At 38.5% G+C, this 26,006-nt stretch carries 25 protein-coding genes and 1 other annotated feature; of the genes, 7 read left to right on the forward strand and 18 right to left on the reverse strand.

The features are described 5' to 3' along the window. Positions 1-88 precede the first annotated feature (88 nt). From LAV82_RS05685 to sppA, 7 genes are all read right to left on the reverse strand, one after another. Complete coding sequence (locus LAV82_RS05685) at positions 89-1,279, reverse strand: acetate kinase (protein ID WP_013059468.1); 1,191 nt, start codon at positions 1,277-1,279, stop codon at positions 89-91. Between the two features lie 196 nt (positions 1,280-1,475). Beyond that, complete coding sequence (locus tag LAV82_RS05690; RefSeq protein ID WP_029319991.1) at positions 1,476-2,468, reverse strand: class I SAM-dependent methyltransferase; 993 nt, start codon at positions 2,466-2,468, stop codon at positions 1,476-1,478. 147 nt (positions 2,469-2,615) lie between these two features. Next, positions 2,616-3,110 (reverse strand): thiol peroxidase, encoded by a 495-nt coding sequence (gene tpx, locus LAV82_RS05695; protein WP_013059470.1) that lies wholly within the window; start codon positions 3,108-3,110, stop codon positions 2,616-2,618. Between the two features lie 176 nt (positions 3,111-3,286). Beyond that, positions 3,287-3,754: a GerW family sporulation protein gene (gene ytfJ / locus LAV82_RS05700; protein WP_013059471.1), complete on the reverse strand. Its 468-nt coding sequence runs from the start codon at positions 3,752-3,754 to the stop codon at positions 3,287-3,289. A 13-nt stretch (positions 3,755-3,767) separates the two neighbouring features. Further along, positions 3,768-4,466, reverse strand: coding sequence for a DUF2953 domain-containing protein (locus LAV82_RS05705; RefSeq protein ID WP_013059472.1), 699 nt, complete (start codon positions 4,464-4,466; stop codon positions 3,768-3,770). 328 nt (positions 4,467-4,794) lie between these two features. Continuing rightward, positions 4,795-5,298: an RDD family protein gene (locus LAV82_RS05710; protein ID WP_013059473.1), complete on the reverse strand. Its 504-nt coding sequence runs from the start codon at positions 5,296-5,298 to the stop codon at positions 4,795-4,797. 10 nt (positions 5,299-5,308) lie between these two features. Then, positions 5,309-6,319: a signal peptide peptidase SppA gene (sppA, locus tag LAV82_RS05715; RefSeq protein ID WP_013059474.1), complete on the reverse strand. Its 1,011-nt coding sequence runs from the start codon at positions 6,317-6,319 to the stop codon at positions 5,309-5,311. A gap of 149 nt (positions 6,320-6,468) precedes the next feature. Between sppA and LAV82_RS05720 the strand changes: the two genes are divergently transcribed. Next, positions 6,469-7,269, forward strand: coding sequence for an NAD kinase (locus LAV82_RS05720; protein ID WP_499715720.1), 801 nt, complete (start codon positions 6,469-6,471; stop codon positions 7,267-7,269). Positions 7,270-7,292: 23 nt separating this feature from the next. Here LAV82_RS05720 and LAV82_RS05725 read toward each other — a convergent pair whose 3' ends face one another. The 5 genes from LAV82_RS05725 to ezrA form a co-directional block, all read right to left on the reverse strand. After that, positions 7,293-8,885, reverse strand: coding sequence for an amidohydrolase (locus LAV82_RS05725; RefSeq protein ID WP_063672769.1), 1,593 nt, complete (start codon positions 8,883-8,885; stop codon positions 7,293-7,295). 123 nt (positions 8,886-9,008) lie between these two features. Then, positions 9,009-9,197 carry an alpha/beta-type small acid-soluble spore protein gene (locus tag LAV82_RS05730; protein WP_013059477.1) on the reverse strand — a complete coding sequence of 63 codons (189 nt, stop codon included), beginning with the start codon at positions 9,195-9,197 and terminating at the stop codon, positions 9,009-9,011. An 88-nt stretch (positions 9,198-9,285) separates the two neighbouring features. Next, on the reverse strand, positions 9,286-10,497 hold the full coding sequence (gene thiI, locus LAV82_RS05735) for a tRNA uracil 4-sulfurtransferase ThiI (RefSeq protein WP_499715721.1): 1,212 nt from the start codon (positions 10,495-10,497) through the stop codon (positions 9,286-9,288). Between the two features lie 6 nt (positions 10,498-10,503). Further along, positions 10,504-11,646 (reverse strand): cysteine desulfurase family protein, encoded by a 1,143-nt coding sequence (locus LAV82_RS05740; RefSeq protein WP_211077214.1) that lies wholly within the window; start codon positions 11,644-11,646, stop codon positions 10,504-10,506. 271 nt (positions 11,647-11,917) lie between these two features. Further along, positions 11,918-13,609: a septation ring formation regulator EzrA gene (gene ezrA, locus LAV82_RS05745; RefSeq protein ID WP_013059480.1), complete on the reverse strand. Its 1,692-nt coding sequence runs from the start codon at positions 13,607-13,609 to the stop codon at positions 11,918-11,920. Between the two features lie 213 nt (positions 13,610-13,822). Between ezrA and hisJ the strand changes: the two genes are divergently transcribed. Then, positions 13,823-14,617 carry a histidinol-phosphatase HisJ gene (hisJ, locus tag LAV82_RS05750; RefSeq protein WP_013059481.1) on the forward strand — a complete coding sequence of 265 codons (795 nt, stop codon included), beginning with the start codon at positions 13,823-13,825 and terminating at the stop codon, positions 14,615-14,617. Here the strand turns inward: hisJ and refZ are convergent. Beyond that, positions 14,609-15,256, reverse strand: a complete 648-nt coding sequence (gene refZ, locus LAV82_RS05755; RefSeq protein WP_013059482.1) for a forespore capture DNA-binding protein RefZ — start codon at positions 15,254-15,256, stop codon at positions 14,609-14,611. The genes hisJ and refZ overlap by 9 nt on opposite strands. Before the next feature lie 217 nt (positions 15,257-15,473). On the opposite strand from refZ, the gene LAV82_RS05760 reads away from it, so the two are divergent. Continuing rightward, a complete protein-coding gene (locus LAV82_RS05760) occupies positions 15,474-15,953 on the forward strand; it encodes a free L-methionine (R)-S-oxide reductase MsrC (RefSeq protein ID WP_211077213.1) in 480 nt (159 codons plus the stop codon). 416 nt (positions 15,954-16,369) lie between these two features. Further along, entirely contained in the window at positions 16,370-16,972 is a 603-nt protein-coding gene (gene rpsD / locus LAV82_RS05765) for a 30S ribosomal protein S4 (RefSeq protein WP_013059485.1), read from the forward strand. A 71-nt stretch (positions 16,973-17,043) separates the two neighbouring features. On the opposite strand, the gene tyrS is transcribed toward rpsD, so the two are convergent. Then, positions 17,044-18,303 carry a tyrosine--tRNA ligase gene (gene tyrS, locus LAV82_RS05770; protein WP_013085222.1) on the reverse strand — a complete coding sequence of 420 codons (1,260 nt, stop codon included), beginning with the start codon at positions 18,301-18,303 and terminating at the stop codon, positions 17,044-17,046. A 75-nt stretch (positions 18,304-18,378) separates the two neighbouring features. Beyond that, positions 18,379-18,589 (reverse strand) — a binding site (T-box leader). Positions 18,590-18,728: 139 nt separating this feature from the next. Next, complete coding sequence (gene acsA / locus LAV82_RS05775; protein WP_013059487.1) at positions 18,729-20,444, reverse strand: acetate--CoA ligase; 1,716 nt, start codon at positions 20,442-20,444, stop codon at positions 18,729-18,731. Between the two features lie 284 nt (positions 20,445-20,728). Between acsA and LAV82_RS05780 the strand changes: the two genes are divergently transcribed. Genes LAV82_RS05780 through LAV82_RS05790 form a run of 3 tightly spaced genes read left to right on the forward strand, consistent with a single transcriptional unit; the run spans position 20,729 to position 23,196 of the window. Continuing rightward, positions 20,729-21,361 (forward strand): hypothetical protein, encoded by a 633-nt coding sequence (locus tag LAV82_RS05780; RefSeq protein ID WP_013059488.1) that lies wholly within the window; start codon positions 20,729-20,731, stop codon positions 21,359-21,361. 30 nt (positions 21,362-21,391) lie between these two features. Beyond that, complete coding sequence (locus LAV82_RS05785) at positions 21,392-22,033, forward strand: acetoin utilization AcuB family protein (protein WP_211077211.1); 642 nt, start codon at positions 21,392-21,394, stop codon at positions 22,031-22,033. Next, complete coding sequence (locus tag LAV82_RS05790; RefSeq protein WP_499715722.1) at positions 22,033-23,196, forward strand: acetoin utilization protein AcuC; 1,164 nt, start codon at positions 22,033-22,035, stop codon at positions 23,194-23,196. The genes LAV82_RS05785 and LAV82_RS05790 overlap by 1 nt, the downstream gene beginning before the upstream one ends. A 28-nt stretch (positions 23,197-23,224) precedes the next feature. Here LAV82_RS05790 and motS read toward each other — a convergent pair whose 3' ends face one another. From motS to ccpA, 3 genes are read right to left on the reverse strand one after another with little or no spacing between them, the layout of a single operon-like run. After that, entirely contained in the window at positions 23,225-23,881 is a 657-nt protein-coding gene (gene motS, locus LAV82_RS05795) for a flagellar motor protein MotS (RefSeq protein WP_029319972.1), read from the reverse strand. Further along, positions 23,871-24,674 (reverse strand): flagellar motor protein MotP, encoded by an 804-nt coding sequence (motP, locus tag LAV82_RS05800; protein ID WP_499715723.1) that lies wholly within the window; start codon positions 24,672-24,674, stop codon positions 23,871-23,873. The genes motS and motP overlap by 11 nt, the downstream gene beginning before the upstream one ends. A 53-nt stretch (positions 24,675-24,727) precedes the next feature. Next, positions 24,728-25,726: a catabolite control protein A gene (gene ccpA / locus LAV82_RS05805; RefSeq protein ID WP_013059493.1), complete on the reverse strand. Its 999-nt coding sequence runs from the start codon at positions 25,724-25,726 to the stop codon at positions 24,728-24,730. Positions 25,727-26,006: the final 280 nt, after the last annotated feature.

The raw sequence follows: 26,006 nt of genomic DNA on the forward strand, positions 1-26,006 counted from the left end.
AGCTGATTTCCTAACAAGGAAATCAGCTTTTCGTTAGTTTGCCTGACAATTTATGAGAATTCATGCATTGAAGAGGCAGTTTATGAACTTAAATATTCGCTAAACGAGTAACGTCACGTGCAATCATAACTTCTTCGTCTGTAGGAATAACCATAACTTTAACTGGAGAATGAGGGTAGCTAATAAATGCTTCTTCTCCTTGTACACTATTTAAAGCTGGATCCCAATAAACGCCCATAAACTCTAAACCGCGAAGAACGCGAGCACGTACAACATCACTGTTTTCTCCAATACCTGCTGTGAAGATGATTGCATCTACACCAGACATACGAGCAGCATAAGAACCGATATATTTATGAATACGGCTAGCAAATACTTCAAGTGCTGTTTCAGCGCGTTCATTGCCTTCAGCGCTTGCTTTGATTAGATCGCGTAGGTCACTAGAAATACCAGATACACCTAAAAGACCACTTTCTTTATTTAATACATTTAATACTTCGTCAGCAGTTTTTCCTGTTTTCTCCATAATAAATGGAATTAATGCAGGGTCAATGTTACCTGAACGAGTTCCCATTGCTACACCAGCTAATGGTGTGAAGCCCATTGATGTATCAATTGACTTGCCGCCTTCAATTGCAGCGATACTTGCACCGTTACCTAAGTGACAAGAAATTAAGCGTAATTGTTCGATTGGACGGCCAAGAAGCTCAGCTGCACGCTCAGAAACATATTTATGAGATGTGCCGTGGAAACCGTATTTACGAACGCCATACTTTTCATAGTACTCGTACGGTAAGCTGTACAAGAATGATTTTTCTGGCATTGTTTGATGGAATGCTGTATCGAAGACTGCTACAGCTGGAACATTTGGAAGAATATCTTGGAACGCTTTAATTCCCACAATGTTTGCTGGGTTGTGAAGCGGTGCTAAATCCGATAAAGCTTCAATTTCCGCTAGTGTTTCATCTGTGATTAAAACAGAATCAGCAAATTTCTCTCCGCCGTGTACTACACGGTGACCTACACCAGTGATTTCATCGTATGATTGAATGATGTTTTGAGAAAGTAACTTTTCAACTAAAATTTTAACTGCAACAGCATGGTCAGGGATTTCTGTAATATCCGTTTGTTTTTCACCATTTACCGAGATCGTGAAAACAGCGTTATCTAAACCAATTCGTTCTACTAAACCTTTTGTTAATACCGTCTCACTTGGCATTTCAAATAATTGAAACTTAAGTGAAGAACTGCCGGCGTTGATTGCCATGATTTTTGACATAAAAAAACAGCTCCTTCTTTATTATACGTGCATCATAAACATAACGAACAGAACATAAAAGTGTAATCTCTACAATATTCTATGCATTTCGACACGATTTCTATCCTTATTCATTTAATCATTCACGACAATAGATTTCAAGAGCTATACATCATGAAAACGCTACCGGAAAATATTCATTATTTTCGAAAAAGACTTACTTTTTATTAACGCTGAACCATTGGTCCATTTGAGCCATAATATCACTCATTGCTTCTCGATTACTGAACTTCGGCAAATTCACAAGCAGCGCTTGATCAGGCGCTGTTACCCCTTCTCCCTGCTTTTGAAGAATGATAATACTCTTAGCAGCCTGCTCTTGTTTGAACATTGAAAGCGGCAGCTGAACGATTCCTTGAACGATTGCTTCCTCTTTTAGCAACGGCTGTAATAAATGAGACTGTTCAGATTCGAACAAGTTATTTGGAATAAGGGCTACTACGTATCCTCCATCTTTTACATGACGCAAGCTTTGTTCAATAAATAAGTGATGAGCATAGGTGTGACCTTCTTCAGCTCTTACCTTATACTCTTTTGCCCCTTCGTCGTTTGGATAATAACCAACAGGAAGGTCACAGACAACTAAATCAACAGGATCAATAAAAAGCGGCTGTAAGCTGTCTTGGTTGAATAATTGAACGCCATGCTTCTGTAAATTTGCATTTACATATGTCAATTGAAGTAATAAATCGTCCACGTCTACACCGTATACGTGTTCAATTGACGCAGCGTGTGTATTTAAAATTGTTGTTAATAAGTTCCCTGCTCCTACTGCTGGATCTAAAAGCGTATATTTATCTTTTCCTGCCATGAACTTTCCAACTAGGTAGCTGACAAATAGTCCTACAGCATCAGGCGTCATTTGATGGTTAGGCTGAACTGCTTCTTTCATGCCTTTTAAAATAGCCAGCTGATACGCTTTTCGAATCGTTTCTTTTTCAAAATGATCAAGCGTGATTGAATCGTACTCTTTTTTCAAACGTTTTTTAGTTACCTCATCTAGCTCTTCTTGTAAAATAGTTCCTTGAAACAAATTTTCTCCCGTTTCAGCTACTGCTTCTAAATATACGCAGTTTAGTTCTTTTCTTAAAATAATAGCTGTTTGATCAATTACACCAAATAGCTTTTCCATACTAGCTAACTGACTCATGTTCTGCCTCCTGTGTAATGAAATAATATCTATATAAATGAGTAAACGTCCTATTTGGAACAACATATTTTATCATAAAAACTTCTTAAAACACAAAGAAGGCGAAAAACATTGTTTTCCGCCTTCTGCCGAAAGCCACTGACAATCTTACTTAGCTGTTTTAGCTGCTTCGATTGCTGCTTCGTAGTTCGGATGCTCAGTTACTTCTGGTAAGTACTCAACATACGTTACGTTGTCATTTGAGTCTACCACAAAGATTGAACGAGCTAATAAGCGTAATTCTTGAATAGCTACACCATATGCTTCTCCGAAAGATAAGTCGCGGTGGTCAGATAAAGTTTGAACATTATCAATGCCATTAGCACCACACCAGCGCTTTTGAGCAAACGGTAAATCTACGCTTACTGTTAATACTTTTACGTTATCTAATTTAGCTGCTTCTTCGTTGAAGCGGCGAGTTTGCGCATCACAAACTCCAGTATCAATAGAAGGAACTACACTGATTAGGCGAACAGAACCCTTTGTACTGTCAAGCGTTACTTCTGATAAATCATTTGCTAAAACAGTAAAGTTTGGAGCCTTGTCTCCAACCTTCACTTGATTTCCTAATAATGTTACATCGTTACCTTTAAATTTAGTCACGAATAATTCCTCCTTTAAATAAGTATGTACACTGTTCATATTAGCTTGTCTGTCTCTATATTGCAATTAAATGACATACAAAACATGGCACTCCAAGCTAGAAAACAAACCAAACAAAATAAGCTTTGCTTGCTTCTTTTACTATTCAAAGAAGCAAGCAAAGCTTTATTTTATACCTACAAATTAAAATCGTTTGCACTATCATGATGCTGATTTTGTTGATTATGATGATCCTGCTGATGATTGTTTCGTTTAAACATTTGCTGCACGCGTTCAATTGCTTGAGGTGCTGTATCTAAAATCTTTTCATATAAATGTGTACTTTCGTTAAGATGAAGCATTTTAATTCCGCTTCCACTCACAATTAAAAAGGCAATTGGCGTAATTGATACACCGCCACCGCTACCTCCGCCAAATGGATGACCTGATTCTTGCTGATGCTGTCCAGGAGAAGATGATGCATGCCCTTCTACTCCAAACTCGCTTCCGCCCGCTGCAAAACCAAAACCGACTTTTGAGACAGTTAAAATAACACTGCCATCAGGTGTTTCTACAGGATCCCCAATGATTGTATTAACATCAATCATTTCCTTTAAATTTTCCATAGCTGTCGACATTAAACTTTTAATTGGATGTTCTGCCATTAAGATAACCTCCTTATGTTTTCACAGAGTGTGTCTTGTTCTTATTTGACGACTTCCATCTTTTGCGACGCTTTTTGGACGTATGCCGCCAGTATCTCAAGGTCCGTAAACCTACTAGAATAGCTTGACCAACTCGAAAAGAAATTATGCACTCAAATACCGTTTCTGACCAAAGATGTTGAAATACAGGAGTAACGCTCATTACAGGCATATCTTTTAGTTTCATATAACGGCTGATTATACCAACTATGCCCCCCTTTGCAGACCATACAGCCCCGGTAAGTACACCTGTTAACGCAGCGTCACCTAAGCCGAAACGGCTGTGCCATCTAATATCACTTACCGTCACTTTCTGTAAGAAACGACGAAAAATTTTATGAAAACCGACTACCTGTTCAAGGAATTGCTTCGCATTTTCTAACATGCTTAGCCCGTCTTCTACAGAATAATCACTCCATGAATTCTCGTCTTCTTTTCCTTGATCACCCATTCCTTTCTTCTTTTCAACAAGCAAACGAGGAGAATCTTTTTTCACTTTCACTACCGGAATTTCATATGTATAGCGAATAAGACCAAACCAAGCCCTGAGTCTCACTCTGTAATAATCGTTATCTCGGACATGGTGAAGATCTACAAATAGCGTGATTTTTGTCCATACAATAAGTACAATAACAATTAAAAGTGCTAGCAATATCCATAAAAGCCATAGCACATCCTTCACTCCTTCTTAGCTTCACATTATCTCCAAAACACAGAATATTAAACCTTATGGAAACAATACAAAGAGGTTGAGATATGATATAACGAAATGAATCCAATCTCAAGACGAACAAATGGGATACATGAGCTGAACCGCTTGTGACACCGCAGTTGATTGGAGGGGAAGGCGAAGTCTTGCACGGAAATCAACTGATAGAAGAATCTAAACAAATGAAACCTGCGTTTACCATAACAAAAAAAAACGAACCACTAATCAAAAGTCTTGATCAGTGGTTCGTTTTTCACTTCGTCTAAAATCCTTTTATTCCAGCCCCTTTTTATTATCTGCTGATTGTACCTTCGTGTATGACGGTTGTATCTGCGTAGTAATCGTGTGCTCCTTGCTTCTTAGGTAAAAACGCCACTAATAAATATCCTAGTAAAAAAACCGTTTTAGAAATATAACGTCCAACTCCTTCACGAAACAGCACAACAGGCCAAGTTAACGTGGAGTCTTTCAGCGATACTACTTTAAGCCCAAACACCATCTTTCCAAGCGTTTGTCCAAAATACTTGGTCATTAAAACAAAATAACCATAAAAGATAATAACCGTTACAATCGTATAGGGAGAAAAAAATCCATCTCCTCGAGAAATACCTGCTAAATGGAAAATGGGCTTGATCAGCAGGGAGTTCAAGCTAGCTACCACAGCTAGATCTAAAAGATATGCCCAAAAGCGCATCCAAAAGCCTGCATAATGGAATTCACTACCTATTGGCGTACTTACCGCTGGCTCATGTTTTATATTGTCGTTTGATTCGGTTGAATGAGACTGATTTTCCATGTTCCCACCTCTATTCTGCATATAAATACATCAGACGCGGAGAGCTTGGCTGCGCAAATGTTTTTAACATTGCAGTGACTTGTTCATCTCCACCTATTACTTTTTGCATGCTCATTGAAAGCCAAGAAGGCAGTCCGAATCCTTGATTGTATTGAATTACTTGTGCACCTTTTAACTTATAATCTTTCTCCATTCCTGTTACCGCATCTTCAAAATAGCCTAGTTGATCGACCAGCTTCAGCTCTTTAGCCTGACGTCCATCGTACACTCGTCCATCTGCGATAGAGCGCACTTTTTCTTTAGACAAGTGACGTCCCTCAGAGATAACATTGACGAAACCATCGTACGAGTTGTCTACAAGTGTTTGCATAATTTCTTTTTCTTCTCCGGTCATTTCTCTTGTTGGAGACATAATATCTTTATGAGCCCCGCTTTTGATAACAACCGATTCTACTCCTAGTTTATCAGCCAGCTTGCCGTAGTTAACGCTTTGCATAATTACACCTAGTGAACCTGTTAAAGTATCCGGAATTGCATAGATTTTATTAGCAGCTGTTGAAATGTAATAGCCTCCTGAAGCAGCCATTGATCCCATTGAAATATACACTGGCTTTTTCGTTTCTTTCTTCAGCTCTTCAATTTTTTTATGTATTTCAGCACTTTCAACGACGCCGCCGCCCGGTGAATTCACCTTAATAATGACTCCTTTAACTGCCTTATCATTTTTTGCAGCCTCTAGCTGCTTTAAAAATGCTTGGTGGTTATAACCATTTTGGGACATAAGCGGAGAGGAACCACTTCCTGTATCTTGAATCGTTCCATTGACCTCTAGCACTGCAATTTTCTTAGCTGCATTCCCTTTTTCGATAACTGTTTCTGATAGTTCACTGTCGTCTCCTCCAAATATGCCTGCCAGACCGTCATCTTTTTCTTCTTTGACTGAAAAACCAATATTAACAATCGCAGAAAAAATGAATAAGCAGGCCGCAATTAAAAGAGCAATCCACCTTTTTTTGTTCATGAAAATCCTCCTTTTTAGGTGTCAGAATTAAAAGATTATTCTTTTAATTCCTAAAGCAATAATGCTATAATTATTGTAACAAACTTTTTTTAAAAAGTTTACTTTATCGCTAATATTTTACATATCAGACAAACAAGGGGGAACTATCTATGCCAAATCGTCGCAACGTTTATTTCTTTCATCCAAAAAACCAGGAAACAAAGGCGCTCGTAAGTCCACTTATTGAACTTGCAAAACAATATAACTTTCAAGTAGTAGACCATTTCGACAGCGCTAACATCATTGTAAGTATTGGCGGTGACGGAGCTTTCTTGCAGGCTGTCCGTCAATCTGGCTTTCGAGATGACTGCTTATATGCTGGTGTCACAACTTCAGATCAACTAAGCTTTTACTGCGATTTTCATATCGATGAAACGGATAAAATGATTGAAGCTATTACGACAGAAAATATAGAAGTACGTCGATTTCCCGTTTTACAAACTCAAATTGATCAAGGAACTTCTTTTTATTGCTTAAATGAATGTTCGATTCGATCAGGAGTTATAAAAACACTCAGTCTAGATGTTTTTATTAATGAAAATCACTTTGAAACATTCCGTGGGGATGGGATGATTATTTCAACACCAACAGGCAGTACGGCTTATAATAAATCGCTAAGTGGAGCCGTAGTTGATCCGTTAATTCCTTGTATGCAAGTCAGCGAATTGGCATCGTTAAATAATAATAACTATCGTACATTAGGATCTTCATTCATCCTAAGCGCTGAGCATACGCTCACTTTAAAACTATCCAATGACAACAACCACAGTCCAATTATTGGAATAGATAACGAAGCATTAAATGCACGTCAAGTTGATCAAGTTCAAATTCGTTTAAGCGACCGTCAAATTAAAACGGTTAAGCTGAAAGATAACTCTTTCTGGCAACGAGTTAAGCGTACATTTCTATAATAAAAAGCGCCCAAAGGCGCTTTTTATTTTTGATATACAATTTCTCCATTAATAGCAGTCATCTGCACCTGTACCCCTGGAATATCATCTGCAGGTATCTCAAACAGATCTCTTTCTAATATGGTAAAATCAGCTACATAGTCCTTTTGAATATATCCTTTTTTATGCTCTTGATGAATGGCCTGTGCGCTTCCTAATGTAAACAGCCGAACAGCTTCAAATACAGTGAGTCGCTCAGAAGGTATGTAAACGACCGAGCTGTTCGGAGAAGTTTTTCTAGAAACTGCTGCATGAATCGTTAACATGGGATTGATAGGTTCAATAGGCGCATCCGATCCGCCTGCACACATTACGCCCTCGTCCAATAACGTTTTCCACGCATAGCAATAGTCCAAATGCTCTTCTCCAATTTTTTCAATAACCCATGGAAAATCACTGGCTAAAAACCGAGGCTGGATATCCAGCACAACCGGGAGCTTTTTTACACGATGAACTAAATCTTTTCGTAGAATTTGCGCATGAATAATACGATCTCTTTGACCTGCTTGAGGAGGATATTGTTCGATGCTTTCTACTACATATTGAAACGCTAAATCACCAATTGCATGAATTGCAACCGTCATGCCCAATTCTCTTGCTTTTCTCACTAGCTGTTTTAATTCATCTAGTGATTGAATAGCTACACCTCTTGTAGAAGGGTCGCTTTTGTATGGAAAGCTTAAAAGAGCAGATTGACTGCCGAGAGAACCATCAGCAAAAATCTTCATTGGTCCTATTTCAATAAAAGCGGATGTGTCTTTCTTTTCTTCAACGTATGTATACATATCATCTACAGCTTCATGATGAACAAGTAAATGAGCACGAAACAGCTGCTTTTCTTTATGAATAACGTCTTGAAATGCTTGATATGCACGTAAAAAGCCTCCATAATAATTTAAATCTTCCGTATGTCCACCCGTCAATCCGTGCTGAACACAATCTTTAATGGCTACTGAAAGAGCTTGTCGAATGTATGCTTCTGATACTTGAGGAATATGAGCCGTTACTAATTCTTGCGCTTGATCAGCCAAAAAACCGGTAGGATTTCCCGCTTCATCCCTCTGGATAATACCTCCTTCCGGGTCGCGTGTTTCAGCTGTAATCCCGGCTATTTTAAGAGCAGTCCCGTTTACTACTAATCCGTGACGACAGACTCGCTTCAACATAATAGGATGTTCTGTTGAAAGTTGATCAAGATCTTGATACTGAATCAAAGAGGAATCTTCCCACTGATTTTCATCCCAACCTTCTCCAATTACCCATTCTCCTTTTGGTGTACTCTCTACTTTTTGCCGAACGCGCATCAGCACGTCTTCCCTAGAAGTAGCTTGAGACAAATCAAGCCTAAGGAGCTTTTCACCGTGACCAATTAAGTGAAGATGGCTATCTACAAAGCCCGGATACATTGGATATCCTTTGAGGTGTACTTCTTTGTTAATCTCAGCACCCCATTTGATTCTTAGATCTTCTTCTGCGCCTATATCTTCAATGAATCCTTTTTCAACATATACGCTTTCTACATGCTCACCTTCTTTTAGCATCGTATATATTTTGCCGCCGTAAAATAAAGTCCCCATCGCCAACATCTCCTTTACTTTATAAAGCTTGATCTTGTCTCTATTATACGTGACAAAACAAACAAGACAAAAGAGTGAGGTTTCCCCCACTCTTTTTAGCCATCATTATTTAGTTAATATGACTTATTTACCACCAAGTTGTTGCTCAGCCATTTGAACTAAGCGTTTAGTGATTTCTCCACCAACAGATCCGTTAGCGCGAGCTGTTGCTTCTGGTCCAAGATTTACACCGAATTCAGAAGCGATTTCGTATTTCATTTGGTCGATAGCAGCTGCTGAACCAGGAGCTACTAATTTGTTTGTGTTTGCCATGTGTTTTCACCTCCTTGTTGAATATAGATTGTGTCAAAACACATGGCATCATACATTATTTTTTTGGTAATTTTATGAAATTTACCTTTTAAAACAAATCTTCTACGCTGTCTGCGGTATTTGTAGCCGAAGAAGCTGTCATCTCAAGCGTTTCTACATTAATTACCGCTTCTTGAATTAATGTTTCAAAATCATAAAATTGTTCGTATCGATTTATTTTTTCACGCTTTGGCTTCGTTTTTGGTGAGCTTGGCGTAAAAATTGTACAGCAGTCTTCATACGGTCGATTCGAAATTTCATGTGTATCAATTTTGCGGGCAATTTCAACAATCTCCGTTTTATCCATTGTTACAAGCGGACGCAAAATTGGCGTATTAGTCACTTCATTAATCGCATACATGCTCTCAACCGTTTGACTAGCTACTTGCCCTAAGCTGTCGCCAGTTACGATAGCTAACGATTCATTTTTTTCACGAATAAGGTCCGTAATTCGAAGCATCATACGGCGTGTAGAGGTCATGGTATAATTCTCTGGAATTTGCTTTTGAATCGCTTGCTGTACAGCTGTAAACGGTACAATGTGAAGCTTTACTTTTTCGTGATAAGCCGTTAATTTTTGCGTTAAATCGATGACTTTTTGCTTAGAACGTTCACTTGTAAAAGGCGGACTGTAAAAATGAACCGCCTCTATTTCTAAACCGCGCTTCATGGCTAAGTATCCTGCAACCGGGCTGTCAATTCCTCCAGAAAGCATCAGCATCGCTTTTCCACTCGTACCAACTGGAAGACCTCCTGCTCCGCGATAATCAAAACATGTAATATAAGTTGCTTCACTTCTCACTTCTACTCGTACATTTACGCTTGGTTCTTTTACGTTTACCTTTAGATGCTCTGTATTTCGTAGAATATGACTTCCTACTGCATAATTTAATTCGTTTGTATCAAGAGGAAATTGTTTATACGCTCTCCGAGTAGATACTTTGAATGTTTTTCCTTCTATATCAAATTCTTTCATTGCTTCTAACGCTGCTTCTTGAATCGCTTCAAGCTCATTTTCAACTTTTAATGCTAAACTAAAGCTCTGAATACCAAAGATTTGCTGAAGACGTTCGATGATAGGCTCGTGATTTTCACCGTTTAAGTGAATATACATGCGGTCTCTTGTGTATTTTACGTGAATATTTTGGAATGCACTAAGAGCCGTTACGATATTTTTTCTTAGCTGGGCAACAAATTTTTTTCTATTTTGTCCTTTGGTTGAGATTTCTCCGTACCGAATTAAAATATGGTTATATATCATAATCATTTACCTCATTACTTTCTTTAGATCTTCAATTACTGTGAAAATAGCATTTACAATGGGCGTTACTTCATTATAATCATTTAAGCCTGACAAGCTTAATCGAATGGATTGATCTGCTTCTTCGTAATTTTTACCGATAGCTAAAAGCGTTTTGCTTGGCTTTTTTCGCTTTGATGAGCAAGCAGATGTAGTGGATACAAACACTCCTTTTTCTTCAAGAGCGTGAACAAAAACCTCACCTTTAATACCTTGTGCTGTAAAATTTATAATATGAGGTGCCGAATGCTCATTCGGCGTATTAATCGTGATTCTTTCGTGAGCAGAAAGTTTGTCCATCAGTTCTGCTTTTATTTTCCGCATTTTTTGCTGATTTTGAGCAGCATGTTCAAGTGTTAAACGGAGTGCTTTAGCAAATGCGACGATTCCCGGCACATTTTCCGTGCCTGATCGATGCTGCATTTCCTGAGAGCCTCCGCTAAGCAGCGGATGAAGCTGAACTCCATTTCGTTTATATAAAATTCCCGTCCCTTTTAAGCCGTGAATTTTGTGTCCTGATAATGTGCATAAATCAATTTTATGATCCGCTAAAGAAAGCGGAACCTTTCCAATCCCCTGCACATGATCGACGTGAAAAAGCACCTTGGAATAGTTCGTCAGCATCTGTCCAATTTCTTCAATTGGCTGAATGGTGCCAATCTCATTATTTACATGCATAACAGATACTAAAATGGTTTCATCCGTAATAGCTGATTCAATAGCCGCAGGTGATACAAAACCATTGGAATCTACCGAAACATACGTAACGTTAAATCCTAGGGATTCTAACTGCTTGAATGGTTCATGAACAGAATCATGTTCAATATTTGTCGTAATGATATGCTGACCTCGGCTTTTATATTGCATCGCTACGCCTTTAATAGCCAAATTATTCCCTTCCGTTCCTCCAGATGTAAAGATAATTTCATTTGACGATACGTGCAGCAATTCTGCTACTTGCTCACGCGAACGGCTCAACAAATTCTCCGCCTGTACGCCAAATTGATGGAGGGAGGATGGATTGCCATAATAAGTTGTAGCTACTTTGGTAAAAGATTGTATGACTTCATTATAGGGTTTTGTTGTAGCGCTATTATCTAAATAAATCAAGGATGCGCGCCCCCTTCTTCATTTTTTCGGAACAACGTATTATCATAACATACCTTGATACTTTTTTAAATTAGGTTTTGCCTTAGTAATCATAACAAGGATAGACGATCTTTTCAAAGCTATTTGCCACTTTATAAGCAAAGTCTCCCCTTGCTTATCCTAACAGTTGCTGCCGTATTTATAGACTATACCATTAGCATTGAAAGAGATACGAGATAGTATACAAAGAAAAGCATCATAAAAAAGCTCGTGTCCTTTGGACACGAGCTTTTTAACTCTGTGAAGATACAATACGCTGTATACGATCCAGCGCACCAGGATCTACTTGCTCAATAGCTGCAGATGCCTGTTTTAATGCTTCTTTGTATTCATAATGACGAAATGCTTCTTCTGCTTCTTCTAAAGACTGTGCAATTGAGTGATGAGTACTTCTATAACGGTTACCGTATTGAATCACTCTTTCAACGAGTCGCGCTTCTTCTAACATTGCCTCTGTTTCATCAAATGTATCCTGAACAAAACCAACAGCATCTTCAAGTAAAGATTGAACAGCTTGAATATTAAGCGGTTTTTCTTTCAGCTTAGCGGTTACTTCATTTAAGATATGAACCGTTTTTTCAAGCTGCACTTTATATTCTTCAGGAACACCAGGAAGGTTGCTTTTTTGAATAAGGCGTCGTGCTTCAATCAACTGAGATTTCAGTTCTTCTATTTTGTCCTTAGCTGAGAGCTCATCTTTGCGAAGAGCTTGTAGCATATCGCTATAGGATTCCTGAGATTCTTTTAATTGGTTAAGCTGTTTGGAAACGTCTTCGAGTTCTTCTTGGATCACACTGTAGGCTAAATTGTGCTCCGCCACCTTGTCCGAAATATTATAGTACAAGTTAGTCAATCGTTTTAGTTCGCGGTCCATTTTATAATATACGTCTAAATCGCGCTCTTTAAAATGATAGCTTTGCTGTACAAATAGCGTTTCTTCACGAAGTTCACGGTTTCGTTCTTGAAGCATACGAAGGAAGTTAGATACCGTATGAGATTCACGGTTCATTTTATGATAGGAGAAAACCTCATGCTCAAGTGAGTCATATAACTGCTCTAAGCGTTCGTTCACATCATCTAGTTTTGTAATCGCTTCTTCCACATATAATTCTTCAATATCTGCAATAATTTCAGCAGTTTCTTGTTTTAAAAGCTCTACCGTTTCTTCTACTTGCAGATGATCTAACACATAGCCCTGCTCACTCATTTCGCGGAACCCGTCAAGCAGTTCATTGAACTGAACAGGAAGAGTGGTCTGACACTCAACTAACACTTTTGGAATTTGTTCTAAATACGAATCAATAGCTGTTAAATCAGTTTTTAATTGAAGAACAATCTCACGTGCTTGAAGATAATTTCCGTTAATCGTCTCTTCCTCGTATTTTTTAAACTGCTCTTTAGATGTATTAATTGCGTATTCTAACGTTTTTTCAGCATTTCCATAGGAATACCGATGTGCGAGCAATTTTTTCTTCACATGGCGGTGAAGCTGATTTAATTCCTCAATATCATATCGATTATCTTGTTCGCTACCAATTAAATTTTGAAGTTCAGTAAGTATGTTTTCAATATCTATCTTGGTTTGTTCTAAGGCTTGATCAATATGTATAGATAACTGCTTCGCTTTTTTAAATCGGTATTTATCCGCTGCTTCTTCCGTTTCAAACAGTTCTTTATCAATTTTCGGGAGATTAGTTGATATAATTTCATCCCACTGCTCACGCCAACGTTCAAATAGCTCTTCAGTTTGACCTGTCATGTTCAATTCTTTTACTTTTGAAATTTCCTCTGCAACTGGCGTATTTGCTAATTCGACTTTGATCGTTTCCAGGCGATCAATTTCTTGATAAATCTTTTTACGTGAAAACATTCCGTACACAACTAATCCGATAATAAGTATGATTAGTGCTATAATGAATTCCATACTAAGCCCCCTTACAGTGCGTTCTACATGACAAGTTTCTTATTTATAAAAAGGGTGAATTTAATCCTTTAAATTTTTTTGCGTCAATGTTTTTATGATACCATGTAAAGTCCAACTTTTGAGCAAAAAATTAAATTTTTTTATACAAAATATTGGCATGAAGTCACTTTGTGTCGTTACAATGGAAAAAGAAGAAAAAAGGAGGCATTTTTTATGAAAGTTGACAAACATATTCATACTCCATTTTGCCCACACGGTTCACCTGATTCATTGCAACAATATGTTGAACAGGCGATTTCCCTGAACTTTGGGGAGATTTCGTTTACAGAGCATGCTCCATTACCAAAAAGCTTCAGTGATCCGACGCCTGATCGCGACAGCGGAATGGATCCTGACAAACTTGATCGCTACATTCAAAACGTACAGCAAGTTAAAAAAGAATTTGAGCGCGATATTCGTATTAATATCGGATTGGAAGTTGACTTTATTGAAGGATTTGAACACGAAACAACAGATTTCTTAAACGAATATGGTCCTTATCTCGATGACAGCATACTTTCTGTCCACTTCTTAAAACATGAAGAAGGATATGACTGCCTAGATTTTAGCGCTGACGTATTTGCACATATTGTACAGAAGTTTGGCAGCGTAAGCAAAGTATATGATAAGTATTACAACACGGTATTACGCTCTGTACAGGCCAATTTAGGCGTTTATAAGCCTAAGCGCATTGGTCATATGACACTCGTACATAAATTTCAAACTCGCTTTCCATATGAAGACACACTTTCCCCTATTATTTTATCAATACTCGATGAAATAAAAATGAAAGATCTGGCTTTGGATTATAATGGTGCAGGGTTGTTTAAGCCTTTGTGCAAGGAAGCGTATCCAGCTCCCTTTGTCGTAAAAGCAGCCCAACAGAAAAAAATCCCTCTCGTATATGGGTCAGACGCCCACTGTGCGAAGGATTTAGGCCAAGGCTATGGAGAGCTCCATTTAGGATAATTGAACGCGCAGTTTGTTTGTCCGTTCATATGGCAAACATACCGTTGTGTGCACCCATTGCTCAAGCTCAATCGCATATTGCTGAACAAAATACGGTTCGTGAGGCAATATATGAAGAACTTCACTTAGGTACTGAGGATGAAGATAAGGCATAGACAGCATGCCCTTAAGCTCAATGATTGTAAAGGAAACGTGCAGCTTCCGAAATTCCTTTTCTTTCATCCCTCTTTCAAGGATTGTTTTTAAGTAGTATTTTTCTTTGGTTAAATACGTAGTCATAACTTCTCGAATTAAAATCGTGTCAAGAGAGATTTCTCTATATACGAGCCGGGCAATATGCCTATTTTCGTGCTGGTAATGTAAGATAGCTCGAATCATCACGATCATACTTTCTGTTGAAGACAGCTTTTTCATTTCTTGGAATGCTTGCTCCAGTACCCCAATATAACCTTCAAAATAAGAAATCACTAAACTTTCAAGCAATCCTTCTTTGCTATGAAAATAATATGAAATATTCGCTACGTTCACTTTCGCTTTTCCTGCAATCTCGCGCACCGACGTACCATCAAAACCTTTTACGTTAAAAAGAGAAACAGCCGCATCAATAATTTTCTCTTTCGTTTTTGACTGTACAGCCATCTATCTACACCTCATTTCGATTTATTTTTACAAAACACATATGATTGCAAAATTGTGTAGAAATCGTTACAGTATTTAAAAAGGATTTTAGTAGCCTCTCTACATAATTCGTGATAGGCTTTTTAGTTCCTGTAATCTTTTATCGACAAAGTAGCGTTAAAACTGACGTTTCCTGATAAAAACTCATTAAATCTTATGTTGAATGGAGGAGAATACATTGTTTAATGTCGAAAACTACAGCGGCTCAAAACAAAAGAATTATGAATTAGTAATTAAGCAATTACGCGCCTTATCAGAAGGAGAAAGCAATACAATTGCTAATCTAGCAAATGCTTCAGCTTTACTAAATCAATTTTTAAATGAAGTAAACTGGGTAGGCTTTTATTTAATGGAAGACGGCGAGTTAGTACTTGGCCCTTTTCAGGGGCTGCCGGCTTGTGTTCGCATTCCACTTGGAAAAGGCGTATGCGGTACAGCAGCTCAAAATCAAAGAACAGAGCGAATTGAAGATGTTCATGCATTCCCTGGCCACATTGCATGTGATGCTGCTTCTCAATCTGAAATCGTTGTACCAATGGTGAAAGATGGTAAACTTTTAGGTGTTCTTGATATTGACAGTCCAATCAAAAATCGCTTTGATGAGATCGATCAACAGTATCTTGAAGAATTCGTCAAAGAACTCACTTCCTTTCTTTGAATATGAATAAGCAAAAAAACCGCTGCAAATCAGCGGTTTTTGCTTATTAAACAAACGTTTGATTAGCCCATCACCACCGTTTTCTTACGTTCTTTCTTCTTCTTTTATACTTCAAAAGAATATATCCTTTCTTTTACATTCTTTTAATCTTCAATCTTCCTTGACTTTATACGAGGAAACACCTATAATACTCGTTGTGTGAAATATTGCAGCTTATACAATCTTCTTTATGTTTTTTCATTTTGTTCCTCATTAAAAGATTGTTTTACAGAAGTAGCAATTCTTTTAACAAGATGGTGTATCGTGTAACTCTCTGCTGCTAGAGCGATGGTACATGAAAACAAAATGAGCATATCGCTAGAATGTGTCTGTTTTTGTTTTGCATAAAATAAAAACACAAACAAGGAGGAGTCATCATGGCTCGTTATACAGGTCCAAGTTGGAAAATCTCTCGTCGCTTAGGTCTTTCTCTAAGTGGTACAGGTAAAGAATTAGAAAAACGCCCTTACGCTCCAGGTCCACACGGCCCAGGTCAACGCAAGAAAATTTCTGAGTACGGTTTACAATTACAAGAAAAGCAAAAATTACGCCACATGTATGGTGTAACTGAGCGTCAATTCCGTAACTTATTCGTTGCTGCTGGTAAATTAACTGGTAAGCACGGTGAGAACTTCATGATTCTTTTAGAAGCTCGTCTTGATAACTTAGTATACCGTATGGGTCTTGCACGCACTCGTCGTCAAGCTCGTCAATTAGTTAACCACGGTCACGTTTTAGTTGACGGTAAACGCGTTGACATCCCATCTTACCGTGTACAACCTGGTCAAGTGATCGGTGTTCGCGAAAAATCTCGCAACCTTTCAATCGTGAAAGAAGCGCTTGAAGTTAACAACTTCGTACCAGACTACTTAACAGTAGACGCTGAGAAATTAGAAGGTACATTCACTCGCTTACCAGAGCGTTCTGAATTATCTGCTGAAATCAACGAAGCACTAATCGTAGAGTTCTACTCTCGTTAATAGTAAAAAGCCGTTCCTTATGGAGCGGCTTTTTTGCTGTCTATATATAAAAAAGGCCTTTCGGCCTTTTTTTATGCGTATTGAATAAGGGTATATTTTTTCTTGCCTCGACGAATCACTGTGAATTGACCTTCAATACGGTCTTCTGCACCTACTGTTTTTTGTAAATCTTGTTCACGCTCACCGTTTAAGTAAATCGCACCGTTTGAAATATCTTCACGTGCTTGACGTTTAGAAGGAGAAATTTTACTTTCTACAAGTAAATCAATTAAACCAATATCTTCACCTGTATGCGTGTAAGAAGGAACATCCTTGAATCCTTGCTTAATTTCTTCTGCTGTTAACTCTGAAATGCTTCCGCTAAATAAAGCTTGCGAAATACGAATTGCTTGCTCAAGAGCTTCTTCACCGTGTACAAGCGTAGTCATCGCTGCCGCTAGTGCTTTTTGTGCTTCGCGTTTTTCAGGAGCTTCTTTTGCAGAAGCTGCTAATTCATTAATTTCTTCGTGTGATAAGAATGTAAAGTATTTTAAATATTTTATAACATCACGATCATCTGTATTAATCCAGAATTGGTAGAATTCATACGGACTTGTTTTTTCAGGGTCTAACCAAATTGCTCCGCCTTCTGTTTTACCGAACTTCGTCCCGTCCGCTTTTGTTACAAGCGGAACTGTTAATCCAAATGCTTTTGCATCTTCTTCTGATTTACGAATTAATTCTAAGCCAGCCGTAATATTTCCCCATTGGTCGCTGCCGCCAATTTGAAGCTTACAGTTATATGTTTGGTATAAATTCAAGAAATCGTATGACTGTAAAATCATGTAGCTAAATTCCGTAAATGAAATGCCTGATTCGATACGAGATTGAACAGAATCCTTTGCCATCATATAGTTAATACCAAAGTTTTTACCGATATCTCGTAGGAATGTAATAACATCTAATGAGCCAATCCAGTCATAGTTATTTGCAATAACTGCTGCATTTTCACCTTCTTCGAAATCTAAGAAGCGTGAAAGCTGACCTTTAATACGCTCACTAAACATGGCAACCGTTTCTTTTTCATTTAACGTACGCTCTGCTTTTTTACCGCTTGGATCTCCAATAAGACCCGTACCTCCACCAACTAATGCAATTGGTTGGTGTCCAGCTTGTTGAAAGCGACGTAAAATTAAAACAGGAAGCATGTGGCCGATGTGAAGGCTGTCGGCTGTCGGATCGAATCCGCAGTACAAACGAACAGACTCTTTACTCAAAAGTTCACTTAAACCTTTTTCATCCGTTTGTTGGTTAATGAGCCCTCGAAACTCAAGATCTTGTAAAATATCCATGTTATATATTCTCTCCTTTATCTAATTGCTCGTTACAATTTGTTGAACAACATAAAAAACGCCCCTTCTTAAAAAAGAAGGGACGAAAATATCGCGGTACCACCCTATTTGGAAATAAATTATTTCCCACTTAAATGATGTAACGGTCTACCCGTCTTTTGCTACTGTAAGTTCACAAAAGATGCTCAAGGACGTATTTCATATTTGTCTATGTACTGATTTTCAGCAACCATCAGCTCTCTTAAACAGGGAGACAAGTATTACTTCTTCCTATCACTGCAGTTTATTTTATTTAAAAGTTTACACCCCACAATTATGAATGATTTCATTTTAAAATTCAAGTCCAAAAAAAAGTTCAAACAGCTGGCTGTTTGAACTTTATAAAAATCACTTATTTTCCCTACAAAGATTGAAACATTTACTCCTTAGTCTTCCATCGTTGACAAATCGCCCGTTGGCAAATCTAATTCCCACGCTTTTAAAACGCGACGCATAATTTTACCACTTCGTGTTTTAGGTAGCTTATCTTTAAACTCGATTTCACGCGGGGCTGCATGAGCAGCTAACCCTTTTTTCACAAATTGACGAATATCTTCAATCAGTTCATCTGAAGATTCATACCCATCTCTAAGTGCGATAAATGCTTTAATAATTTCCCCGCGCACAGGGTCAGGCTTACCAATAACACCCGCTTCTGCTACAGCAGGGTGTTCAACAAGCTTACTTTCTACTTCAAATGGACCCACGCGTTCTCCTGCCGTCATAATAACATCATCGATTCGGCCTTGGAACCAAAAATAACCGTCTTCATCCATATACGCCGAATCACCTGATACGTACCAATCACCTGGCATAAAATATGACTCATACTTTTCTTTGTTGTTCCAAATCGTATGCATCATAGATGGCCAGCCTTTTTTAATTGCTAAGTTACCCATTCGATAAGGTGGAAGCTCTTGTCCTTGATCGTCAACGATTGCTGCTTGTATACCTGGAATTGGTTTCCCCATAGATCCTGGCTTAATTTTCATAGACGGATAATTACAAATCGTCTGACCGCCAGTTTCAGTCATCCACCACGTATCATGAATACGTTTTTGGAACACCTTCATTCCCCAGCGTACCACTTCAGGATTTAACGGTTCTCCCACACTTAATACATGTCTGAGATTGCTTAAATCATAGCGTTTAACTAAGTCATCACCAGCACCCATTAGCATTCGAAAAGCTGTAGGTGCACTGTACCAAACCGTTACGCCAAAATCTTCAAGTGCTTGATACCATGCATCTGGACTAAATCGTCCTCCTACAATCACATTGGTTGCTCCAGCAAGCCAAGGACCAAAAATCCCATAAGAAGTCCCCGTTACCCAACCGGGATCTGCTGTACACCAATACACATCGTCATCTTTTAAGTCGAGTACCCACTTTGCAGTTTGATAGTGCTGAAGCATTGCGTTGTGAACATGAAGTACGCCTTTTGGTTTGCCAGTTGAACCTGATGTATAATGAAGCAGCATACCATCTGTTCTATCTACCCACTCAATTTCCACCTCTTTATTCGCCGCTTCTAATCGCTTCAGAAAATCTAGTTGAATGCCTTCTTCTTCTACATTTTCCCCTACAAGGAGAATGTGTTTTAAAGCTGGCAAATCTTTCACCGGAACGCGGCTCAGCAATTCAGGCGTTGTAATTAACACTTTTGCATCACTGTCTTGCAAACGATCTTTTACTGCACCTTCCATGAACGCTTCAAATAAAGGCCCAACAATAGCGCCAAGCTTTACCGCGCCTAACAACGCAAAATAAAGTTCCGGAGAGCGAGGCATAAAGATAAACACGCGATCTCCTTTTTCTACGTCTGTTTGTTTTAGCACGTTTGCGGCTTTGTTTGACCATTCTTTCATTTCTTTGAATGTATATTTTTCATTGCGCTGCGCATCTCGATAATAAAGCGCAACTTTATTTTTACGCGTAGAGTTTGCGTGCTTATCAATTGCTTCATAAGCTGCATTTAGTTTACCTGTTTCATGCCATGAAAATTCCTTCTCCACTTGTGACCAGTCAAAGGTTTGATACGTTTTATCATAGTCCTGTAAGTTGTATACCCCTTCAATTACAGGAAGCGCTTCCACCTTCATCACAAACTCCCCCTTATGTATAAAATTTACAAACCTATTATATAACAAAAATATACTTTTCACAATTTTATAAAAATTATTTGTCGGAATTGGGATAATAGTCTCCCTTGTTATATGACAACCTTTGTTATAGAAGTGTCGAATTAACAAGAATCTCTTTTAATTTTCTATTCTATATATTTTAAAAAACTCCTTTTCTTTTATTTAATTTTTTGAAAACGCTTTAATATAAAGTTTTTTTTGTATTATAATACAGATAAGACTGCTTGAAGGTGGTGATTCATGTGAAACATTCCCAAACATACAATATGAAAGAACTAAAAACCGCTGTCGGAGCAATTGTTATTGAAGGACCTGTCTCATCCAAGACCTTGCAACAACTTGATTTTCATGAGCAACTAACGGCCTTTCGTCCACCTGAACAGCAAAAAGAAGCATTGATCGAGATTGCCAACTTGCCTGAAGGTAGAATCATTATTGCTCGCCATCATCATACAATCATTGGTTATGTAACCTTTTTATATCCCGATCCTCTAGAACGATGGTCGGAAGGAAATATGGAGAATTTAATCGAATTAGGAGCTATAGAGGTAGCCGCTCCATTTCGCAGCTACGCTGTTGGTAAAAACTTGCTTATTGTATCTATGATGGATGATGCAATGGAAGATTATATTGTCATTACGACAGAATACTACTGGCATTGGGATTTAAAAGGAACAGGGCTAAATGTGTGGGATTACCGCAAAATTATGGAGAAAATGATGAATAAAGGCGGACTGACGTGGTTTGCCACAGATGATCCGGAGATTAGCTCCCACCCTGCTAATTGTTTGATGGTAAGAATCGGGAGCAGAGTACCTCAAGAAAGCATACAAGAATTTGATAGCCTGCGCTTTCGAAATCGCTTTATGTATTAAGCTGACCTTTAAGAAAAGGAGCTGTGTCTGATGATTGTTGAAGAGATGATGAAAACTGATCTCGTTACCTTAACCCCCGACCATACGATTGCTGAAGCTATGAAACTTTTAGATACACATAAGATTAGACATATTCCTATCGTTAATGACCTTCATCACGTAGTTGGCATCATTTCTGATCGAGACGTAAGAGATGCAAGTCCATCTATTTTAGATAATACTTATACATCTGCTCTTCTATCCGAACCCGTGCGGATGATTATGCAAAAAGAAGTCATTACAGCTCACCCTCTTGATTTTGTTGAAGAAATTGCAAGTATTTTTTATGAACATCAAATCGGTTGTATTCCCGTCACAAAAAACAAGCGGTTAGTAGGCATTGTTACCGAAAGAGATCTATTACATACGTTTATTCAGCTTACCGGCACCAATAAGCCAGGTTCACAAATTGAAATAAAAGTAGAAAATAAGGCTGGCGTGCTCGCTGAAGTTACATCCCTTTTTGGTTCAAAGAAAACAAACATCTTAAGCGTACTCGTCTACCCTGATGTAGATGAACGATATAAAATCCTTGTGCTTCGCATTCAAGCTATTAATCCATTGATTAGTATAAATACATTAAAAGAAAACGGCTATGAGGTGTTGTGGCCTAAATTACCGGAGATGACGTAATGACTAGTAATGCTGTATTTATTTATTCAGATGATATTCTTTCGTACAAATTCAGCAATAATCATCCGTTTAACCAGCTTCGTGTTCAACTAACATATGAACTGTTACGGGAATTTGGCGCTTTAGGCAATCAAGATATTGTATTACCGCGGATGGCATCTGATGAAGAACTTCAGCTTGTCCATGATACTAGCTATATTCAAGCGGTAAAATTAGCAGGAAGCGGCGAGCTTTCTGTTGAAAAAGCAGCAGATTTTGGTCTTGGAACAGAAGATACACCTATGTTTCCCAACATGCATGAAGCTAGTGCATTTTTAGTTGGGGGTACACTTACTGCTGTAGATTATGTGATGACTGGAAAAGCTAAGCATGCTCTAAATTTAGGAGGAGGATTGCACCACGGCTTTCGAGGAAAAGCTTCCGGCTTCTGTATTTATAACGATAGCGCGGTAGCCATCAAATATATGCAGCAAAAGTACAACGCGCGTGTTCTCTATGTCGATACAGATGCTCACCACGGTGACGGAGTGCAATGGACATTTTATGACGACCCTTCCGTTTGCACTCTTTCCATTCATGAAACGGGACGCTACTTGTTTCCAGGCACGGGAAACGTTAACGAACGCGGGCACGGTGAAGGCTATGGTTATTCATTTAATGTGCCTGTTGATGCTTATACGGAAGATGAGTCTTGGCTCGACGTTTATAAGACCTCTTTAAAAGAAGTAGCTGCTTTTTTTAAACCAGATGTTATCTTGACACAAAATGGAGCCGATTCTCATTATTACGATCCGCTCACTCATTTATGCGGCACCACGAAAATATACCGTGAAATTCCTAAAATTGCTCATGAAATTGCCCATGAATACTGTCAGGGAAGATGGATTGCGGTTGGCGGAGGAGGTTATGATATTTGGCGGGTTGTTCCTCGGGCTTGGTCATTTATTTGGCTTGAAATGATTGAACGAAAGGCAGAAGGCATGCTTCCTCTGTCATGGCTTGAAAAATGGACAAGAATATCGCCTCACCCCGTTTGCACAAAGTGGGATGATGAACCTAATATCTATCAGCCAATTCCAAGAAAACCAGAAATAACAGAAAAAAACGCTCAAACTCTTGAGCGCGCTCTTTATCCTATTCGTTCTCATACATCTCATTCTTAAAAAAGGCTATACAAGTGTATGGCCTTTTTCACTGTGCTTCGGGATCTGAAATAATAATTTCGACGCGCCTATTTTTTTGTAGATTGCCATTAGACGTGTTCGGAACAAGCGGCTTTGTATCTCCGTATCCAAGTGCTTCAAAGCGGTTAGCAGAAAGAGAAAAATGGTTCGTTAAATAACGTATGACGCCGCTAGCACGCGCTGCCGATAGTTCCCAATTAGATGGATAACGATAGGTGTGAATGGGTCGATTGTCGGTATGACCTTCTACTTTAATATCATTTGGAATAGTACTGAATAACCTTCCTAATTCATCCAGAAAAGGGGTACCTTTTTTCAAAATGTCGGCTTGTCCTGTTTCAAACAGCACCTGTTCTTGTAAAATAAGCACAACCCCGCGTTCATCTCGCTTAGCAGTAATGACATTCTGAAGCTTATTTTCCTTCAGGTAGTCCTGCACTTTCGCTAAAATGCTATCCAGCTTTTGAGACTGCTGGCTCTTTTCTACAGAAGCTAATGATCCACCGCTTGTAAGCGAATTGACAACGGTCTGAAACTTTTGATTATCCACGCTAGACATTGAAAATAGTAAAATAAAAAAAACTAATATTAACGTCACCAAATCAGCAAATGTTACCATCCATTTTGGCGACTGTGCCGAATACCTTTTTCTTCTACGCTTCACGAAAGTGTTCTCTCTTTTCTTCCAGCTTTCGTTTTTCAACAGGGGCAAATACTTTTAGCTTTGCTTGCACAAAGCGAGAATTTTGACCCGCCTGCAAGCCGATGACACCTTCAATAATCACTTCTTTAACAAAAAGCTCATGCTCCGTTTTACCAGCTAATTTAGCTGCGATTGGCTGAAAAAACAAGTTTGAAAGCAGCGCCCCGTAGAAAGTCGTTAAAAGAGCAATTGCCATGTTAGGCCCAAGCGATGAAGGGGTATTAAGGCTTTTAAGCATTAGCACTAGCCCAACGAGCGTCCCAATCATTCCCCAAGCGGGGGCATAATCGCCTGCTTTTTCAAACATACTTCGACCTCTCGCATGTCTTTCTTCCACTGCAGCTATTTCAGCTTCAAGCAGTTCTCGAATCATTTCCGGTTCTACTCTATCAATGGCTAGCAAAATACCTTTTTTCACAAATGAATCATCGATTTGTTCAAGCTCTGCTTCTAACGATAGAAGTCCTTCTCGACGCGCTTTTTCCGATAAATGTACAAATGTTCCTACAATTTCTTCTACGTTTATTTCTTTAGATTGAAACGCTTGTTTCCCTACTTTCCCCATATTTTTCAATTGTTTTAAAGGAAAGCTCACGCACAGCGTACCAAAAACGCCTCCCAGTACAATTAAAATCGATGGTACATCAATAAAAGCTAAAAAACCGCTCATTCCTCCACTTGAAATAACCCCAAACACAACCATAGAGATACCAATTAGTATCCCTATAGGTGTGAGCATATCAACTTTTTTCATATTCTATCTCCCCGTGTCTGAACTTTGGATTCGTTCTTATTCATTCACAGGTATTATTTTGTTGATTGTCTGAACTCGATGCGGTGAGGAAGCTGTACAATGCTGCTGTCTACCGTTTCTTTGTTCATGTATTTTGTTAAGAGACGCATCGCTACTGCACCAATATCATACATTGGCTGTACAACAGATGTTAACTGAGGACGAACCATTGTTGAAAGTCTTGTGTTATCAAAACCGATAACTTCTAGATCGTTTGGTACATTCAACCCGCGATCTTGTGCCCCGTGAATAACGCCTAATGCCATTTCATCCGTTCCAACGAAAATAGCAGTTGGCTTTTCATCTTCTTCTAATAGTTTTTCAACCGCTTCAATACCTGAATCGTACGTGTAGTCTCCTTCTACAATATAAGAATCACGTACAGGCAATCCGCTTTCAGTAAGAGCACGCTTGTACCCTTTTACTTTTTTCGCATGATTGATTGGTTCTTCTAACGTACCTGAAACGAATGCAATATTTTTATGACCGCTGTCAATTAGTGATTGCACTGCATCAAAAGCTGCTTGTTCATAATCAATAGTTACAGATGGGATTTGGTTAGTTGATTCGATTGATGCTGCAAGTACAACTGGAACCGGTGATTTTTTTAGCTCTTCTACGTGTTCTTCCGTTACATTCCCACTCATGAAGATGATTCCGTCTACTTGTTTACCAAGCATGTTATTTAAAAGGTGAAGTTCTTTATCTTGATTTTGATCGGAGTTACTTAAGATGATATTATATTTGTACATCGTTGCAATATCTTCGATTCCACGCGCTAATTCTGCATAGAAAATATTTGAAATATCAGGAATGATAACTCCTACTGTCGTTGTTTTTTTACTTGCTAGTCCACGCGCTACTGCGTTCGGACGATAGCCTAGTCTTTCAATTGTTTCTAATACTTTTTTTCTAGTTGATGGTTTTACATTTGGATTTCCGTTTACCACACGAGAAACCGTTGCCATCGACACGCTTGCTTCCCTTGCTACATCATAAATTGTTACGTTCACAACAAACACTCCTTATCGAAAAACATTTCGTTTATTTTATCCTTATTTCATTTCTTGTATTTACGTATATAAATCCATCTTCCTTTATAGAATGGCTATTTCTAGCTCCTTCACTCTTACATACAGCTTAGATACCCTGTATGCATCTAAATCATTCCTGTTATGCCCTTATTATTACGTGGCAAAGACAATTTTACCAGTTTATATGTAACAATGTAAAAGACGGTGTATATTAAGTAAATAAAAAAAGTGAATCGCGAATTTATATCATATGCAATCA

The organism is Bacillus sp. ILBB4 (assembly GCF_035064545.1).
Taxonomy (GTDB): domain Bacteria; phylum Bacillota; class Bacilli; order Bacillales; family Bacillaceae_H; genus Priestia.

Excerpts from the sequence above, each read along its gene's own strand:
- LAV82_RS05720 (WP_499715720.1), top strand. The coding sequence starts at position 6,469 with ATGCCAAATCGTCGCAACGTTTATTTCTTTCATCCAAAAAACCAGGAA.
- LAV82_RS05730 (WP_013059477.1), bottom strand. The coding sequence starts at position 9,197 with ATGGCAAACACAAACAAATTAGTAGCTCCTGGTTCAGCAGCTGCTATC.
- acsA (WP_013059487.1), bottom strand. The coding sequence starts at position 20,444 with ATGAAGGTGGAAGCGCTTCCTGTAATTGAAGGGGTATACAACTTACAG.
- LAV82_RS05785 (WP_211077211.1), top strand. The coding sequence starts at position 21,392 with ATGATTGTTGAAGAGATGATGAAAACTGATCTCGTTACCTTAACCCCC.
- tyrS (WP_013085222.1), bottom strand. The coding sequence starts at position 18,303 with ATGGATATTTTACAAGATCTTGAGTTTCGAGGGCTCATTAACCAACAA.
- LAV82_RS05690 (WP_029319991.1), bottom strand. The coding sequence starts at position 2,468 with ATGAGTCAGTTAGCTAGTATGGAAAAGCTATTTGGTGTAATTGATCAA.
- ytfJ (WP_013059471.1), bottom strand. The coding sequence starts at position 3,754 with ATGGCAGAACATCCAATTAAAAGTTTAATGTCGACAGCTATGGAAAAT.
- ezrA (WP_013059480.1), bottom strand. The coding sequence starts at position 13,609 with ATGGAATTCATTATAGCACTAATCATACTTATTATCGGATTAGTTGTG.
- LAV82_RS05685 (WP_013059468.1), bottom strand. The coding sequence starts at position 1,279 with ATGTCAAAAATCATGGCAATCAACGCCGGCAGTTCTTCACTTAAGTTT.
- sppA (WP_013059474.1), bottom strand. The coding sequence starts at position 6,319 with ATGAACAAAAAAAGGTGGATTGCTCTTTTAATTGCGGCCTGCTTATTC.
- refZ (WP_013059482.1), bottom strand. The coding sequence starts at position 15,256 with ATGGCTGTACAGTCAAAAACGAAAGAGAAAATTATTGATGCGGCTGTT.
- thiI (WP_499715721.1), bottom strand. The coding sequence starts at position 10,497 with ATGATATATAACCATATTTTAATTCGGTACGGAGAAATCTCAACCAAA.
- motP (WP_499715723.1), bottom strand. The coding sequence starts at position 24,674 with ATGAAAAAAGTTGATATGCTCACACCTATAGGGATACTAATTGGTATC.
- rpsD (WP_013059485.1), top strand. The coding sequence starts at position 16,370 with ATGGCTCGTTATACAGGTCCAAGTTGGAAAATCTCTCGTCGCTTAGGT.
- LAV82_RS05710 (WP_013059473.1), bottom strand. The coding sequence starts at position 5,298 with ATGGAAAATCAGTCTCATTCAACCGAATCAAACGACAATATAAAACAT.
- LAV82_RS05725 (WP_063672769.1), bottom strand. The coding sequence starts at position 8,885 with ATGGGGACTTTATTTTACGGCGGCAAAATATATACGATGCTAAAAGAA.
- LAV82_RS05790 (WP_499715722.1), top strand. The coding sequence starts at position 22,033 with ATGACTAGTAATGCTGTATTTATTTATTCAGATGATATTCTTTCGTAC.
- hisJ (WP_013059481.1), top strand. The coding sequence starts at position 13,823 with ATGAAAGTTGACAAACATATTCATACTCCATTTTGCCCACACGGTTCA.